The sequence below is a fragment of the Citrobacter sp. Igbk 17 genome (assembly GCF_028069775.1).
Lineage (GTDB): Bacteria > Pseudomonadota > Gammaproteobacteria > Enterobacterales > Enterobacteriaceae > Citrobacter.
Genome location: NZ_JANEWI010000026.1, coordinates 39,217 through 54,019, shown reverse-complemented (window position 1 = coordinate 54,019; position 14,803 = coordinate 39,217). Strand labels below are relative to the sequence as shown.

Sequence of the window (14,803 nt, the reverse complement as noted above, 5' to 3'; positions counted from 1 at the left end):
CGCAGCGTGGCGCAGGCTGGTTTTATTTTAACCCGACACTGGCGGGATACCCCGCAGGGGACAGAGGTTTCATTCTGGCTGGCAACGGACAATGGGCCACTGCTGGTTACGCTCGCGCCACAGGAATCCGTCGCGTTTATCCCCACACACCAGACGCCTCGTGTAACGTCATTATTACGCACAGAAAACGGCTATCGGCTGACACCGCTCACACTCCAGGATTTCCACCGTCAGCCAGTTTCGGGCCTGTATTGCCGCTCGCACCGCCAGCTTATGCGGCTGGAAAAACTGCTGCGTGAAAATGGTGTGACGGTTTACGAGGCCGATGTCCGCCCACCAGAACGTTATCTGATGGAACGCTTTATTACCTCCCCGGTTTGGGTCGAAGGTACTCCTCAAAACAACACACTCATTAATGCCCGACTGAAGCCGAATCCGGACTACCGACCACCGTTGAAATGGGTATCGCTGGATATCGAAACAACGCGTCACGGCGAGCTGTACTGCATCGGCCTTGAAGGTTGCGGGCAGCGTATTGTCTATATGCTCGGCCCGCCGAATGGCGATGCCTCCCGGCTGGATTTTGAACTTGAGTACGTCGCCAGTCGCCCGCTGTTGCTGGAAAAACTTAACGACTGGATTGCCCGTCACGATCCCGATGTGATCATCGGTTGGAATGTGGTGCAGTTCGATTTACGCGTCCTGCAAAATCATGCTGAACGTTATCGTATCCCACTGCGTTTTGGCCGCGACAACAGCGAACTGGAGTGGCGTGAGCACGGTTTTAAAAATGGTGTTTTTTTCGTGCAGGCTAAAGGGCGTCTGATTATTGACGGCATTGAGGCGCTGAAATCCGCATTCTGGAATTTCTCGTCATTCTCGCTGGAAACGGTATCGCAGGAACTCCTTGGCGAAGGGAAGTCGATTGATAATCCCTGGGACAGAATGGACGAAATTGACCGCCGTTTTGCCCAGGATAAGCCTGCTCTTGCCACTTACAACCTCAAAGACTGTGAGCTGGTCACACGTATTTTTCATAAAACCGAGATCATGCCGTTTCTGCTGGAACGTTCGACGGTAAACGGTCTGCCTGTCGACCGGCACGGCGGTTCGGTTGCCGCTTTCGGGCATCTCTACTTACCGCGGATGCACCGCGCCGGTTACGTCGCGCCCAATCTGGGGGAAGTCCCCCCTCATGCCAGCCCCGGCGGCTATGTGATGGACTCGCGCCCGGGTTTGTACGACTCTGTATTGGTACTGGATTACAAAAGCCTGTATCCCTCAATTATCCGTACTTTCTTGATCGACCCTGTCGGACTCATCGAAGGGATGGCTCATCCAGAACCGTTGCACAGCACAGAAGGGTTCCTCGACGCGTGGTTCTCCCGCGAAAAGCACTGTCTGCCAGAGATTGTTACCCAAATCTGGCACGGGCGCGACGAAGCGAAACGCCACGGTAATAAACCGCTCTCTCAGGCGCTAAAAATCATCATGAATGCGTTTTATGGCGTACTTGGCACCACCGCTTGTCGCTTCTTTGATCCGCGGCTGGCCTCGTCGATCACCATGCGCGGCCATGCGATCATGCGCCAGACAAAAGCGCTGATAGAAGCACAGGGCTACGATGTCATCTATGGCGATACTGACTCGACCTTTGTCTGGCTCAAAGGTGCGCACACAGAAGAGAATGCCGCCAGAATTGGTCGTGAGTTGGTCAGTCACGTCAATAACTGGTGGGCGCAATCACTACAACAGCAAAATCTGACCAGCGCGCTGGAGCTGGAGTTTGAAACTCATTTCTGTCGCTTTCTTATGCCCACCATCCGCGGTGCCGATACCGGCAGCAAAAAGCGTTATGCTGGGATGATCCAGGAAGGTAATGCACAACGCATGGTGTTTAAAGGCCTGGAAACGGTGCGTACAGACTGGACACCGCTGGCACAGCAGTTTCAGCAGGCGCTGTACCTGCGAATTTTTCGCAACGAGCCATACCAGGAGTTTGTCCGCGAGACCATCGACAAATTGATGGCGGGTGAACTCGATGAACAACTGATTTATCGCAAACGCCTGCGCCGCCCGTTAAGCGAATACCAGCGTAATGTCCCACCGCACGTTCGCGCGGCGCGACTCGCCGATGAACAGAATGCAAAACTCGGTCGCCCACCGCAGTATCAAAATCGCGGGACGATCAAATATGTCTGGACGGTAAATGGCCCAGAACCCGCGGATTATCAACAATCCCCCCTGGATTACGAGCACTATCTGACCCGGCAAATACAGCCCGTAGCCGAGGGAATTCTTCCCTTTATTGATGATAACTTTGCTACACTACTCACAGGACAACTGGGGTTATTTTGACGCGTGACGAAACCGCCGCCATCCAGTACCATAGCGCCCTTTCCATTCCTGGACCCATTTAACACCACTACCACTGATTTATTAGCCTGGTAGCGGGGTCGTATGCTCTCAATAACGGGGACTAGCCCGGAAAATGACGAGTATTGCCTGCAATTAAAGATATAGAGCCGAACATATATGCCTTTTACACTTGGTCAACGCTGGATCAGCGATACAGAAAGCGAATTGGGACTTGGTACCGTTGTCGCCATGGATGCGCGAACCGTCACTTTACTTTTCTCATCGACGGGCGAAAACCGTCTGTATGCGCGCAGTGATTCCCCCGTGACCCGCGTGATGTTCAATCCTGGCGATACGATAACAAGCCATGAAGGCTGGCAACTGCATGTCGATGAAGTAAAAGAAGAAAACGGCCTGCTTGCTTATATCGGAACCCGTCTCGACACCGAAGAAACTGGCGTCATGTTGCGTGAAGTGCTGCTCGACAGCAAGCTGGTGTTCAGTAAACCCCAGGATCGCCTGTTTGCTGGCCAGATTGACCGTATGGACCGCTTCGCACTGCGCTATCGTGCGCGTAAATTTCAAAGCGAGCAGTACCGCATGCCGTGGAGTGGTCTGCGCGGTCAGCGCACCAGCCTGATCCCACACCAGCTTAACATCGCCCACGATGTCGGCCGCCGCCATGCGCCTCGCGTTCTGCTGGCTGATGAAGTTGGTTTAGGTAAAACCATTGAAGCCGGGATGATCCTGCATCAGCAACTGCTGTCTGGTGCTGCCGAGCGTGTACTGATCATCGTTCCTGAAACTTTACAGCACCAGTGGCTGGTCGAAATGCTGCGCCGTTTCAACCTGCGTTTCGCGCTGTTCGATGACGAACGCTATGCAGAAGCGCAACACGACGCCTACAACCCGTTTGAAACTGAGCAACTGGTTATCTGCTCGCTGGACTTTGCCCGTCGTAATAAGCAACGTCTGGAGCATCTGTGTGATGCGGAATGGGACCTGTTGATTGTCGATGAAGCCCATCACCTGGTATGGAGCGAAGATGCGCCCAGCCGCGAGTATATGGCGATAGAGCAACTGGCAGAGCGCGTGCCGGGAATCCTGCTGCTGACCGCAACGCCGGAACAACTCGGCATGGAAAGTCACTTTGCGCGTTTGCGCCTGCTGGACCCAAGCCGCTTCCACGATTTTGCCCAGTTCGTTGAAGAACAAAAAAATTATCGCCCGGTTGCCGATGCGGTTGCCATGCTGCTGGCTGGCAACAAGCTGAGTAACGATGAGCTAAACATGCTTGGCGACATGATTGGCGAACAGGATATTGAGCCGCTATTACAGGCAGCGAACAGCGACAGTGACGACGCCCAGAGCGCGCGTCAGGAGCTGGTTTCGATGCTGATGGACAGACACGGCACCAGCCGCGTGCTTTTCCGTAACACCCGTAACGGTGTGAAAGGCTTCCCGAAACGCGAACTGCATACCATCAAGCTGCCGCTGCCAACCCAATACCAGACAGCCATCAAAGTCTCGGGCATTATGGGCGCACGTAAGAGTGCGGAAGATCGCGCACGCGATATGCTCTACCCGGAACAGATTTATCAGGAATTTGAAGGTGATACCGGTACCTGGTGGAACTTTGACCCGCGCGTTGAATGGCTGATGGGTTACCTGACCAGCCACCGCTCACAGAAAGTGCTGGTGATCTGCGCGAAAGCCACCACCGCATTGCAACTTGAGCAAGTGCTGCGCGAGCGCGAAGGTATCCGCGCCGCCGTGTTCCATGAAGGGATGTCGATCATTGAGCGTGACCGCGCCGCAGCCTGGTTTAGCGAAGAAGATAGCGGCGCCCAGGTAATGCTGTGTTCTGAAATCGGCTCCGAAGGGCGTAACTTCCAGTTCGCCAGCAATCTGGTGATGTTTGACCTACCGTTTAACCCGGACCTGCTGGAACAGCGTATTGGTCGTCTGGACCGTATTGGCCAGGCGCATGATATTCAGATCCACGTTCCGTACCTGGAAAAAACCGCGCAGTCCGTGCTGGTACGCTGGTACCACGAAGGTCTGGATGCGTTCGAACACACCTGTCCGACCGGACGCACCATTTATGATACGGTTTATAACAATCTGATCGGCTTCCTGGCTGAGCCAGAAAACACCGATGGCTTTGACGATTTGATCAAAACCTGCCGCGAACAGCATGACGCGCTGAAAGCTCAATTGGAGCAAGGGCGCGATCGCCTGCTGGAGATCCATTCGAACGGCGGTGAAAAAGCTCAGCGGCTTACTGAAAGTATTGAAGAACAGGACGACGATACCAGTCTGATCGCCTTCGCCATGAACCTGTTTGATATCGTTGGTATTAATCAGGATGACCGTGGCGACAATTTGATCGTGCTGACACCGTCCGATCATATGCTGGTTCCGGACTTCCCAGGACTTCCGGAAGATGGCTGTACCATTACGTTTGAACGTGATGTGGCCTTGTCTCGTGAAGATGCTCAGTTTATTACCTGGGAGCACCCGCTGATCCGCAACGGTCTGGATTTAATCCTCTCTGGTGACACGGGTAGCAGCACAATATCTCTGCTGAAAAACAAAGCATTGCCGGTCGGCACTCTGTTGGTTGAGCTGGTCTATGTGGTGGAAGCGCAGGCACCGAAGCAACTGCAGTTGAACCGTTTTCTGCCCCCTACGCCGGTGCGCATGCTGCTGGATAAAAACGGCAATAACCTCGCCGCCCAGGTTGAATTCGAAACCTTCAACCGCCAGCTCAGCGCGGTTAACCGTCACACCGGTAGCAAACTGGTCAACGCCGTGCAGCAGGATGTTCACGCCATTCTGCAACTGGGCGAAGCGCAGGTTGAGAATTCGGCCCGAGCGCTTATCGATGCAGCACGCAAAGAAGCAGATGAGAAGCTGACTGCGGAACTGTCGCGCCTCGAAGCGCTACGAGCCGTAAACCCGAACATCCGTGATGACGAGCTTGCAGCCATAGAAAGCAACCGTCAGCAGGTGATGGAAAGCCTCGATCAGGCTGGCTGGCGACTGGATGCGCTACGCCTGATCGTCGTGACGCATCAGTAACGGAGCTGAAAATGGGGATGGAAAACTACAATCCGCCGCAGGAACCCTGGTTGGTTATCCTGTACCAGGATGAGCACATTATGGTGGTCAACAAGCCGAGCGGCTTGTTGTCCGTATCGGGTCGCCTGGATGAGCATAAAGACAGCGTGATGACACGTATTCAGCGCGACTATCCACAGGCTGAATCCGTACATCGTCTGGATATGGCCACCAGCGGCGTGATTGTAGTGGCGCTGACCAAAGCAGCAGAGCGCGAACTCAAACGCCAGTTTCGCGAGCGTGAGCCGAAGAAACAGTACGTGGCGCGGGTGTGGGGACATCCTGCACCTGCCGAAGGCCTGGTTGATTTACCACTGATTTGTGACTGGCCCAACCGGCCAAAGCAAAAGGTGTGTTATGAGACCGGAAAATCCGCGCAAACAGAATACGAAGTTGTGGAGTTTGCCGCGGATAATACCGCCCGGGTGGTGCTCAAACCCATTACTGGACGTTCCCATCAGTTACGCGTGCATATGCTGGCGTTAGGACATCCGATTCTGGGTGACCGCTTCTATGCGCCACCGGAGGCGCTGGCAATGGCACCGAGACTGCTGCTGCATGCAGAGATGTTAACCATCACTCATCCCGAATACGGCAACAGTATGACGTTTAAAGTCCCGGCGGATTTTTAAATTCAGTTCCCATTTATGCCGGGGGCGCTTCGCTTGCCCAGCCTACAGTTATCAACGTAGGCCGGATAAGGCGCTAGCCGTCATCCGGCATAATTATTATTTAAAGCCTTTCTGTTCTTTAATTAGCTCATACGCTTTTTGAATTTCTTGTGCTTTTTGCTTCGCCATTTCCATCATTTCTGGTGGCAGGCCTTTCGCAACCAGTTTGTCCGGATGGTGCTCGCTCATCAGCTTACGATAGGCGCGCTTAATGGTGGTTGCATCATCTGTTGCTTTTACCCCCAACACGTTACAGGCATCTTCCAGCGTGGGTCCGCGTTGCGCCTGCTGCCAGCCGCCGCCCGCAGATTGCTGTTGATATCCGCCGCCAAACTGCGCCCCACCCTGCATCATGCGCAGGAACTGATCAAACTGGGTACGCGAAATGCCCAGTTCTTCAGCGATGACGTACAGCACTTCACGCTCGTTAGGATGAAGAGAACCATCGGCAAACGCGGCCTGAATTTGAATTTCCAGAAACATGCGGATCAGATCGAATCGACCAAAGCAGACACTACGAAACTGACGCATCTTTTCACGTAATGGGTAATTGTCTGATTTTCCCACGCGGAAAGCATGCTGTGCCGCAGTACGCGAATCACCGTGCAAATTCATGCGATCCATCAACTGGCTGGCGATATGAATATCCGCCTCAGTAACACGTCCCTTGGATTTAGTCAGATGCCCCATCACCTCAAAAGTGGTGGCAAAAAACAGCGCCTGACGCTCTCGTTGGTTGGCGAACCATGCCATTTTGCGCATGCGGGCTTTGTCGAACATATGGCCAACTAACAGGCCTAACACCACACCCCAGAAGCCGCCGCCCATCATTAAGGCCACGGCCACACCAATAATCTTTCCCCAATACTGCATACATTCCCCAAATCTTTATGCTCTTGGCCAGGCTATGTCCCACAATATAAGGTGCTTTTACCGTTTTACGGCTGCGGTCAATTGTGGGACATAGCCTATAATTTGCATTATCATACCTGTCATTCAATGCCGTGCCTAACACCACAAACGCTATACCCGTTGGATTTCGAGTTACGACAAGGCAGCAACGCAGTGACAAATTCGTCTGGAACGAATTTGAACAACCGCAGACTGCCGCCGAAGAGGGATAAAGAAATCCCTCATCGCATCCCCTGACGCTTTACAGTGCAGGTAACTGGGGAAAACGAAGAAGACAACGAATATGCAGCTTGAAAGGTGACGGGCATAAAATGGGCAGGATTAATACTAGCGAAGTGAAGATGAGATAAGTTAGGCTGTGACCGTTTGTCACGCGCGACGCTACTGATGATGGAACAATAAATACAACGTATGAAAAAACGTATTCCCACTCTTCTGGCCACCATGATTGCCAGCGCCCTCTATAGTCAACAGGGCCTGGCAGCCGATCTCGCCTCACAGTGCATGTTGGGCGTGCCAAGCTACAACCGTCCTCTGGTGCAGGGCGACACCAATGAGTTACCTGTCACCATCAATGCCGATCACGCGAAAGGGAACTACCCTGATGACGCCGTGTTTACCGGCAACGTGGATATTGCGCAGGGTAACAGCCGCCTACAAGCCGATGAAGTGCAGCTTCATCAAAAGCAGGCCGAAGGTCAACCCGCTCCCGTTCGTACCGTCGATGCGCTGGGCAACGTCCATTATGATGACAACCAGGTCATTCTGAAGGGACCAAAGGGATGGGCAAACCTGAATACGAAAGACACCAACGTCTGGGAAGGTGACTACCAGATGGTGGGACGCCAGGGGCGCGGGAAAGCGGACCTGATGAAACAGCGTGGTGAAAATCGCTACACTATTCTGGAAAACGGCAGTTTTACCTCCTGTCTTCCGGGTTCCAATACCTGGAGCGTTGTCGGTAGTGAAGTGATCCATGACCGTGAAGAACAGGTCGCTGAAATCTGGAACGCCCGTTTTAAACTGGGCCCGGTTCCGGTGTTTTACAGCCCCTATTTACAACTCCCTGTCGGCGATAAGCGCCGTTCCGGTTTCTTGATCCCGAACGCAAAATACTCCACCAAGAACTATTTTGAGTTCTACCTGCCGTATTACTGGAATATCGCGCCCAACATGGACGCCACCATTACGCCGCATTATATGCATCGCCGTGGCGGCGTGATGTGGGAGAACGAATTCCGTTACCTGACCCAGGCAGGTATGGGGCTGATGGAGTTCGATTATCTGAATTCCGACCGGGTCTACGACGACGAACATCCGAATGATGATAATTCACGCCGCTGGCTGTTTTACTGGCAACACGCCGGTGTGATGGACCAGGTGTGGCGTTTCAACATCGACTACACCAAAGTCAGCGACTCCAGCTACTTTAATGATTTTGACAATAAGTACGGTTCCAGTACCGACGGTTATGCGACACAGAAATTCAGTGTTGGCTATGCAGTGCAAAACTTTGATGCGACAGTCTCCACCAAACAGTTCCAAGTTTTTGACGATCAGAACAACAGCAGTTATTCCGCAGAACCGCAGTTAGACGTCAACTTCTATCAGAATGACGTCGGTCCATTTGATACCCGTATTTATGGACAGGCGGTGCATTTCGTCAATACCAATGACGACATGCCAGAAGCGACGCGTGTTCACCTTGAGCCGACCATCAACCTGCCGCTATCCAATCAGTGGGGGAGTATCAACACTGAAGCGAAACTGATGGCGACGCACTACCAGCAGACCAATCTGGACTGGTATAACAACAATCCGAGTAACGTAAATAAACTCGACGATTCCGCTAACCGCGTCATGCCGCAGTTCAAAGTTGACGGTAAGCTGGTCTTCGAACGTGATATGGAAATGCTGGCGCCAGGCTATACCCAGACACTGGAGCCGCGTGCGCAGTATTTATATGTGCCGTATCGCAACCAAAGTCATATCTATAACTATGACTCTTCCCTGCTGCAATCTGACTACAGCGGCCTGTTCCGTGACCGCACCTATGGCGGCCTGGACCGTATTGCCTCCGCAAACCAGGTAACGACAGGTGTCACATCTCGCGTTTATGATGACGCGGCCATTGAACGTTTTAATATTTCTGTGGGTCAAATCTACTATTTCACCGAGTCTCGCACTGGCGATGACAACATTAAATGGGAGAATGACGACAAAACCGGTTCACTGGTATGGGCTGGCGATACCTACTGGCGCATCTCCGATCGTTGGGGTTTACGCAGTGGGATACAATACGACACACGTCTGGACAGTATCGCCACCAGCAGCAGCAGCATCGAGTACCGTCGCGACGAAAACCGTATGCTGCAGTTGAACTACCGCTATGCCAGCCCGGAATATATCCAGGCGACCCTGCCCTCGTATTACTCTACGGCAGATCAGTATAAAAACGGGATTTCTCAGGTGGGTGCAGTGGCGAGCGTGCCGATCGCTGAGCGTTGGTCAATCGTCGGGGCTTACTACTTCGATACCAATGTGAACAAAGTGGCGGATTCCATGCTGGGCTTGCAGTACAACTCCTGCTGTTATGCCATTCGCGTCGGCTACGAACGTAAGCTGAATGGTTGGGATGACACCCAGAAACACGCGGTATATGACAACTCGATCGGCTTTAATATCGAACTGCGCGGCCTGAGCTCTAACTATGGCCTTGGCACCAACCAGATGCTGCGTTCGAACATTTTGCCGTATCAAAGCTCTTTATGATCTGATTGATTTACAACGTAATCCGCATTGCGGTTAATTGAAATGGAAAAAGTATGAAGAACTGGAAAACGCTGCTTCTCGGTATCGCCATGGTCGCGAATACCAGTTTCGCTGCCCCACAGGTGGTCGATAAAGTCGCAGCCGTCGTCAATAACGGCGTCGTTCTGGAAAGCGACGTCGATGGCTTAATGCAGTCAGTAAAACTTAATGCGGGTCAGGCAGGTCAGCAATTACCGGACGATGCCACGCTGCGTCATCAGATCCTGGAACGTTTGATCATGGATCAAATCGTTCTACAGATGGGTCAGAAGATGGGTGTAAAAATCTCTGATGAGCAGTTAGATCAGGCTATTGCCAACATTGCCAAGCAGAACAATATGACGCTGGATCAAATGCGCAGCCGTCTGGCTCAGGATGGTCTGAGTTATTCGACCTATCGCAACCAGATCCGTAAAGAGATGACCATCTCTGAAGTGCGTAATAATGAAGTTCGCCGTCGCGTCACGATCCTGCCACAGGAAGTTGATGCCCTGGCGCAGCAAGTTGGCAACCAAAATGATGCCAGCACTGAGCTGAACCTGAGCCACATTTTGATTCCATTACCGGAAAACCCAACGTCAGACCAGGTTAACCAGGCGGAAAGCCAGGCGCGTTCTGTGGTTGACGAAGCGCGTAGCGGTAGCGATTTTGGCAAGCTGGCCATCACCTATTCTGCTGACCAGCAGGCGCTGAAAGGCGGCCAGATGGGCTGGGGACGAATTCAGGAACTGCCCGGTATCTTTGCTCAGGCATTAAGCACCGCGAAAAAAGGCGATATTATTGGCCCGATTCGTTCAGGTGTCGGCTTCCATATTCTGAAAGTCAACGATATGCGTGGTCAGAGCCAGAGCGTCTCCGTGACTGAAGTTCATGCCCGCCATATTCTGCTGAAACCGTCGCCGATCATGACCGATCAACAGGCTCGCCTGAAACTGGAACAAATCGCGGCTGATATTAAGAGCGGTAAAACGACCTTTGCAGCAGCAGCAAAAGAGTTCTCTCAGGATCCGGGCTCAGCAAACCAGGGCGGTGACCTGGGTTGGGCTGCAGCCGATATTTTCGATCCTGCTTTCCGCGATGCACTGACCCGCCTGAACAAAGGCCAGATGAGCGCGCCGGTGCACTCTTCCTTCGGCTGGCATCTGATCGAGCTGCTGGATACGCGTAATGTTGATAAAACTGACGCGGCACAGAAAGACAGGGCTTATCGCATGCTGATGAACCGTAAATTCTCGGAAGAAGCAGCGACCTGGATGCAGGAACAACGCGCCAGTGCGTACGTTAAAATTCTGAGCAACTAATGACTCGAACTCAACGTGTTGTGATCACTCCCGGCGAACCTGCCGGGATTGGTCCGGACCTTGTGGTCCAGCTTGCACAGCGCGAGTGGCCGGTAGAACTCGTTGTTTGTGCTGATGCCACGCTACTCCGTGACCGGGCAGCCATGCTCGGTTTACCGCTCTCGCTCCTACCCTACTCTCCAGATACCCCAGCCAAACCACAATCAGCCGGTACGCTGACGCTATTGCCGGTTGCGCTGCGCCGCACGCCTGTCGTCGCGGGTCAACTGATGGTAGAGAATGGGCAATACGTCGTCGACACGCTGGCTCGTGCCTGCGATGGTTGTCTACAGGGCGAATTTGCAGCGCTGATAACCGGCCCCGTCCACAAAGGCGTGATCAATGACGCTGGCGTGCCGTTTACCGGGCATACTGAGTTTTTTGAAGACCGCTCACAGGCGAAGAAAGTCGTGATGATGCTGGCAACGGAAGAGCTGCGTGTTGCTCTGGCGACCACACATCTGCCGCTTAAAGCCGTTGCTGACGCCATTACCCCGGCATTATTGCGGGAAGTGATCGGCATTCTGCATCATGATTTACGTACCAAATTTGGCCTGAACGATCCGCATATTCTGGTTTGCGGCTTGAATCCGCATGCGGGAGAAGGCGGTCATATGGGGACGGAAGAAATAGACACCATCATCCCGGTACTGGATGAACTGCGTGCGCAGGGGATGAAATTAAACGGTCCACTGCCTGCAGATACCCTGTTTCAGCCCAAATATCTCAACAGCGCGGATGCCGTGCTGGCAATGTACCACGATCAGGGCCTCCCCGTGCTAAAATACCAGGGATTTGGTCGCGGAGTGAATATCACGCTGGGCCTGCCCTTTATTCGCACATCCGTTGATCACGGCACCGCACTCGAACTGGCGGGTCGTGGGCAAGCAGATGTCGGCAGTTTTATTACGGCGCTTAATCTCGCCATCAAAATGATTGTTAATACCAATGAATAATCGAGTCCATCAGGGCCATTTAGCCCGTAAACGTTTCGGGCAAAACTTCCTCAACGATCAGTTTGTGATCGAAAGTATTGTCTCTGCTATCAACCCGCAAAAGGGTCAGGCAATGGTCGAAATCGGCCCGGGCCTTGCTGCATTGACCGAGCCAGTTGGCGAACGTCTGGACAAGCTCACGGTCATCGAACTGGACCGCGATCTGGCTGCACGTCTGCAAACACACCCGTTTTTAGGGCCAAAGCTGACTATTTATCAGCAAGATGCCATGACCATGAACTTCGGTGAGCTATCACAAACGATGGGTCAGCCGCTGCGCGTATTTGGCAACCTGCCGTACAACATCTCCACACCGCTGATGTTCCATCTTTTTACCTATACTGATGCCATTGCCGACATGCATTTCATGTTGCAAAAAGAGGTGGTCAATCGTCTGGTTGCAGGGCCAAACAGTAAAGCGTATGGTCGATTAAGCGTCATGGCGCAATATTACTGCAATGTGATCCCGGTGCTCGAGGTTCCACCGTCGGCTTTCACACCAGCACCGAAAGTAGATTCCGCCGTTGTACGCCTGGTCCCTCACGCGACGATGCCGTACCCGGTTAAAGATGTTCGCGTCCTGAGCCGAATTACCACCGAAGCGTTTAATCAGCGCCGTAAAACGGTACGTAATAGCCTCGGTAATCTGTTCAGCGTTGAAGTACTGACAGAGTTGGGCATCGACCCGGCAATGCGAGCGGAAAATATCTCTGTCGCGCAATACTGCCGGATGGCTAACTATCTGTCAGAAAACGCGCCTTCGAAGGAGAGTTAAGCATGATCAATTCGCCCCGAGTGTGTATTCAGGTACAAAGCGTCTACATTGAGGCGCAATCCTCACCTGATGATGAACGTTACGTTTTTGCTTATACCGTGACTATCCGCAATTTGGGGCGAGCGCCAGTGCAGCTGTTGGGGCGTTATTGGTTGATAACCAATGGTCATGGGCGCGAAACCGAAGTTCAGGGTGAAGGTGTAGTTGGCGCTCAGCCTCACATCGAACCTGGCGAAGAGTACCAGTACACCAGCGGTGCCGTTATTGAAACACCGCTGGGCACCATGCAGGGTCATTACGAAATGATCGATGAGCAGGGCATCGCCTTTACTATCGATATTCCCGTATTCCGACTTGCCGTTCCAACACTCATTCATTAAAACAATATCTATGGCAACATACCTGATTGGCGACGTTCATGGTTGCTACGATGAACTGACAGCATTGCTGCATCAAGTAGACTTTACCCCTGGAAAAGACACCTTATGGCTCACCGGCGATTTGGTCGCACGTGGGCCAGGATCGCTGGACGTCCTGCGCTATGTGAAATCGCTGGGTGACAGCGTGCGTCTGGTATTGGGTAATCACGATTTACACCTGCTGGCCGTGTTTGCCGGAATCAGTCGTAATAAACCAAAAGACAGAGTCACATCGCTGCTCGAAGCACCGGATGCTGACGAATTAATTAACTGGCTTCGCCGTCAGCCGTTGCTGCAGGTAGACGAAGAGAAAAAACTGGTCATGGCGCATGCTGGCATTACCCCTCAATGGGATTTGCAGACCGCGAAAGACTGTGCACGGGACGTGGAAGCCGTGCTGTCGAGTGACTCTTATCCGTTTTTCCTTGATGCTATGTACGGCGACATGCCGAACAACTGGACACCGGAGCTGACGGGACTGGCCCGTTTGCGCTTTATTACCAACGCGTTTACCCGCATGCGTTACTGCTTCCCCAATGGCCAGTTAGATATGTACAGTAAAGAGTCGCCAGAAGATGCACCTGCCCCGCTAAAGCCGTGGTTTGCTATCCCCGGCCCCGTCAGTGAAGCCTATAGCATTGCATTTGGACACTGGGCATCGCTGGAGGGAAAAGGCACACCGGAAGGTATTTACGCGCTGGATACGGGCTGCTGTTGGGGAGGAGATCTCACCTGTCTGCGCTGGGAAGACAAGCAGTACTTTGTACAGCCGTCAAACCGCCATCTGAATCTGGACCCGGGCGAGGCAGTCAACGCCTGATAGTCGTTGCCGGATGCGGTGCTCGCACCTTATCCGGCCTACGCATATGTCACCCTGTAGGCCGGATAAGCGCAGCGCCATCCGGCAGTGACATGATTAACGACGCTCCAGAATCTCGAAGCAGTAGCTGTGGGAGTTTTGCGCGTCGGCATCGTGGAATTCGCTGAACACCGATTCCCAGTCATCCGGTTCGTAGTCCGGGAAATGCGTATCCCCTTCCACTTCCGCATCAATATGTGTCAGATACAGTTTCTGCGCTTTCGGCAGGAACTGCTCATACACGCGCCCACCACCAATCACCATAATTTCAGGTTCATCGCCACAGGCTGCAATCGCCTCATCGACAGACTTCACCCACTGCACGCGATCGTCGGTGCCGGGTTTGCTGCTGATGACGATATTTTTACGCCCAGGCAGCGGTCGCCCGATGGATTCCCAGGTATGGCGTCCCATGACAACCGGTTTGTTTAAGGTATTACGTTTAAACCAGGCGAGATCGGCAGGTAGGTTCCACGGCATGGCGTTCTCCATACCGATGACGCGATCTACCGCTAACGCCGCAATCAGACTGATCATTGA

Annotated in this window: 11 protein-coding genes; 9 read left to right on the top strand and 2 right to left on the bottom strand. The window is 53.0% G+C overall.

What is annotated here, in order from left to right:
- Positions 1-6 precede the first annotated feature (6 nt).
- From polB to rluA, 3 genes are all read left to right on the top strand, one after another.
- Positions 7-2,358 carry a DNA polymerase II gene (gene polB / locus NNO08_RS15700; RefSeq protein WP_271457054.1) on the top strand — a complete coding sequence of 784 codons (2,352 nt, stop codon included), beginning with the start codon at positions 7-9 and terminating at the stop codon, positions 2,356-2,358.
- A gap of 177 nt (positions 2,359-2,535) precedes the next feature.
- Positions 2,536-5,442, top strand: a complete 2,907-nt coding sequence (gene rapA / locus NNO08_RS15695) for an RNA polymerase-associated protein RapA (protein WP_271457053.1) — start codon at positions 2,536-2,538, stop codon at positions 5,440-5,442.
- Between the two features lie 11 nt (positions 5,443-5,453).
- Complete coding sequence (rluA, locus tag NNO08_RS15690; protein ID WP_271457052.1) at positions 5,454-6,113, top strand: bifunctional tRNA pseudouridine(32) synthase/23S rRNA pseudouridine(746) synthase RluA; 660 nt, start codon at positions 5,454-5,456, stop codon at positions 6,111-6,113.
- Between the two features lie 96 nt (positions 6,114-6,209).
- Here rluA and djlA read toward each other — a convergent pair whose 3' ends face one another.
- Positions 6,210-7,025: a co-chaperone DjlA gene (djlA, locus tag NNO08_RS15685; protein ID WP_202039525.1), complete on the bottom strand. Its 816-nt coding sequence runs from the start codon at positions 7,023-7,025 to the stop codon at positions 6,210-6,212.
- A gap of 450 nt (positions 7,026-7,475) precedes the next feature.
- Between djlA and lptD the strand changes: the two genes are divergently transcribed.
- The 6 genes from lptD to apaH are packed head-to-tail and all read left to right on the top strand — an operon-like array spanning position 7,476 to position 14,224.
- On the top strand, positions 7,476-9,836 hold the full coding sequence (lptD, locus tag NNO08_RS15680) for an LPS assembly protein LptD (protein ID WP_271457051.1): 2,361 nt from the start codon (positions 7,476-7,478) through the stop codon (positions 9,834-9,836).
- 53 nt (positions 9,837-9,889) lie between these two features.
- Positions 9,890-11,176, top strand: coding sequence for a peptidylprolyl isomerase SurA (gene surA / locus NNO08_RS15675; protein ID WP_271440473.1), 1,287 nt, complete (start codon positions 9,890-9,892; stop codon positions 11,174-11,176).
- Positions 11,176-12,171, top strand: coding sequence for a 4-hydroxythreonine-4-phosphate dehydrogenase PdxA (gene pdxA / locus NNO08_RS15670; protein WP_271440472.1), 996 nt, complete (start codon positions 11,176-11,178; stop codon positions 12,169-12,171). Before surA ends, pdxA begins: the two co-directional genes overlap by 1 nt.
- Positions 12,164-12,985, top strand: coding sequence for a 16S rRNA (adenine(1518)-N(6)/adenine(1519)-N(6))-dimethyltransferase RsmA (gene rsmA, locus NNO08_RS15665; protein WP_048212723.1), 822 nt, complete (start codon positions 12,164-12,166; stop codon positions 12,983-12,985). The genes pdxA and rsmA overlap by 8 nt, the downstream gene beginning before the upstream one ends.
- A 2-nt stretch (positions 12,986-12,987) precedes the next feature.
- Positions 12,988-13,365, top strand: coding sequence for a Co2+/Mg2+ efflux protein ApaG (gene apaG / locus NNO08_RS15660; protein ID WP_271457050.1), 378 nt, complete (start codon positions 12,988-12,990; stop codon positions 13,363-13,365).
- A gap of 10 nt (positions 13,366-13,375) precedes the next feature.
- Positions 13,376-14,224 (top strand): bis(5'-nucleosyl)-tetraphosphatase (symmetrical) ApaH, encoded by an 849-nt coding sequence (gene apaH, locus NNO08_RS15655; RefSeq protein WP_271449973.1) that lies wholly within the window; start codon positions 13,376-13,378, stop codon positions 14,222-14,224.
- A 96-nt stretch (positions 14,225-14,320) separates the two neighbouring features.
- Here the strand turns inward: apaH and folA are convergent, their stop codons facing one another.
- Positions 14,321-14,800 carry a type 3 dihydrofolate reductase gene (gene folA, locus NNO08_RS15650; protein ID WP_003018873.1) on the bottom strand — a complete coding sequence of 160 codons (480 nt, stop codon included), beginning with the start codon at positions 14,798-14,800 and terminating at the stop codon, positions 14,321-14,323.
- Positions 14,801-14,803: the final 3 nt, after the last annotated feature.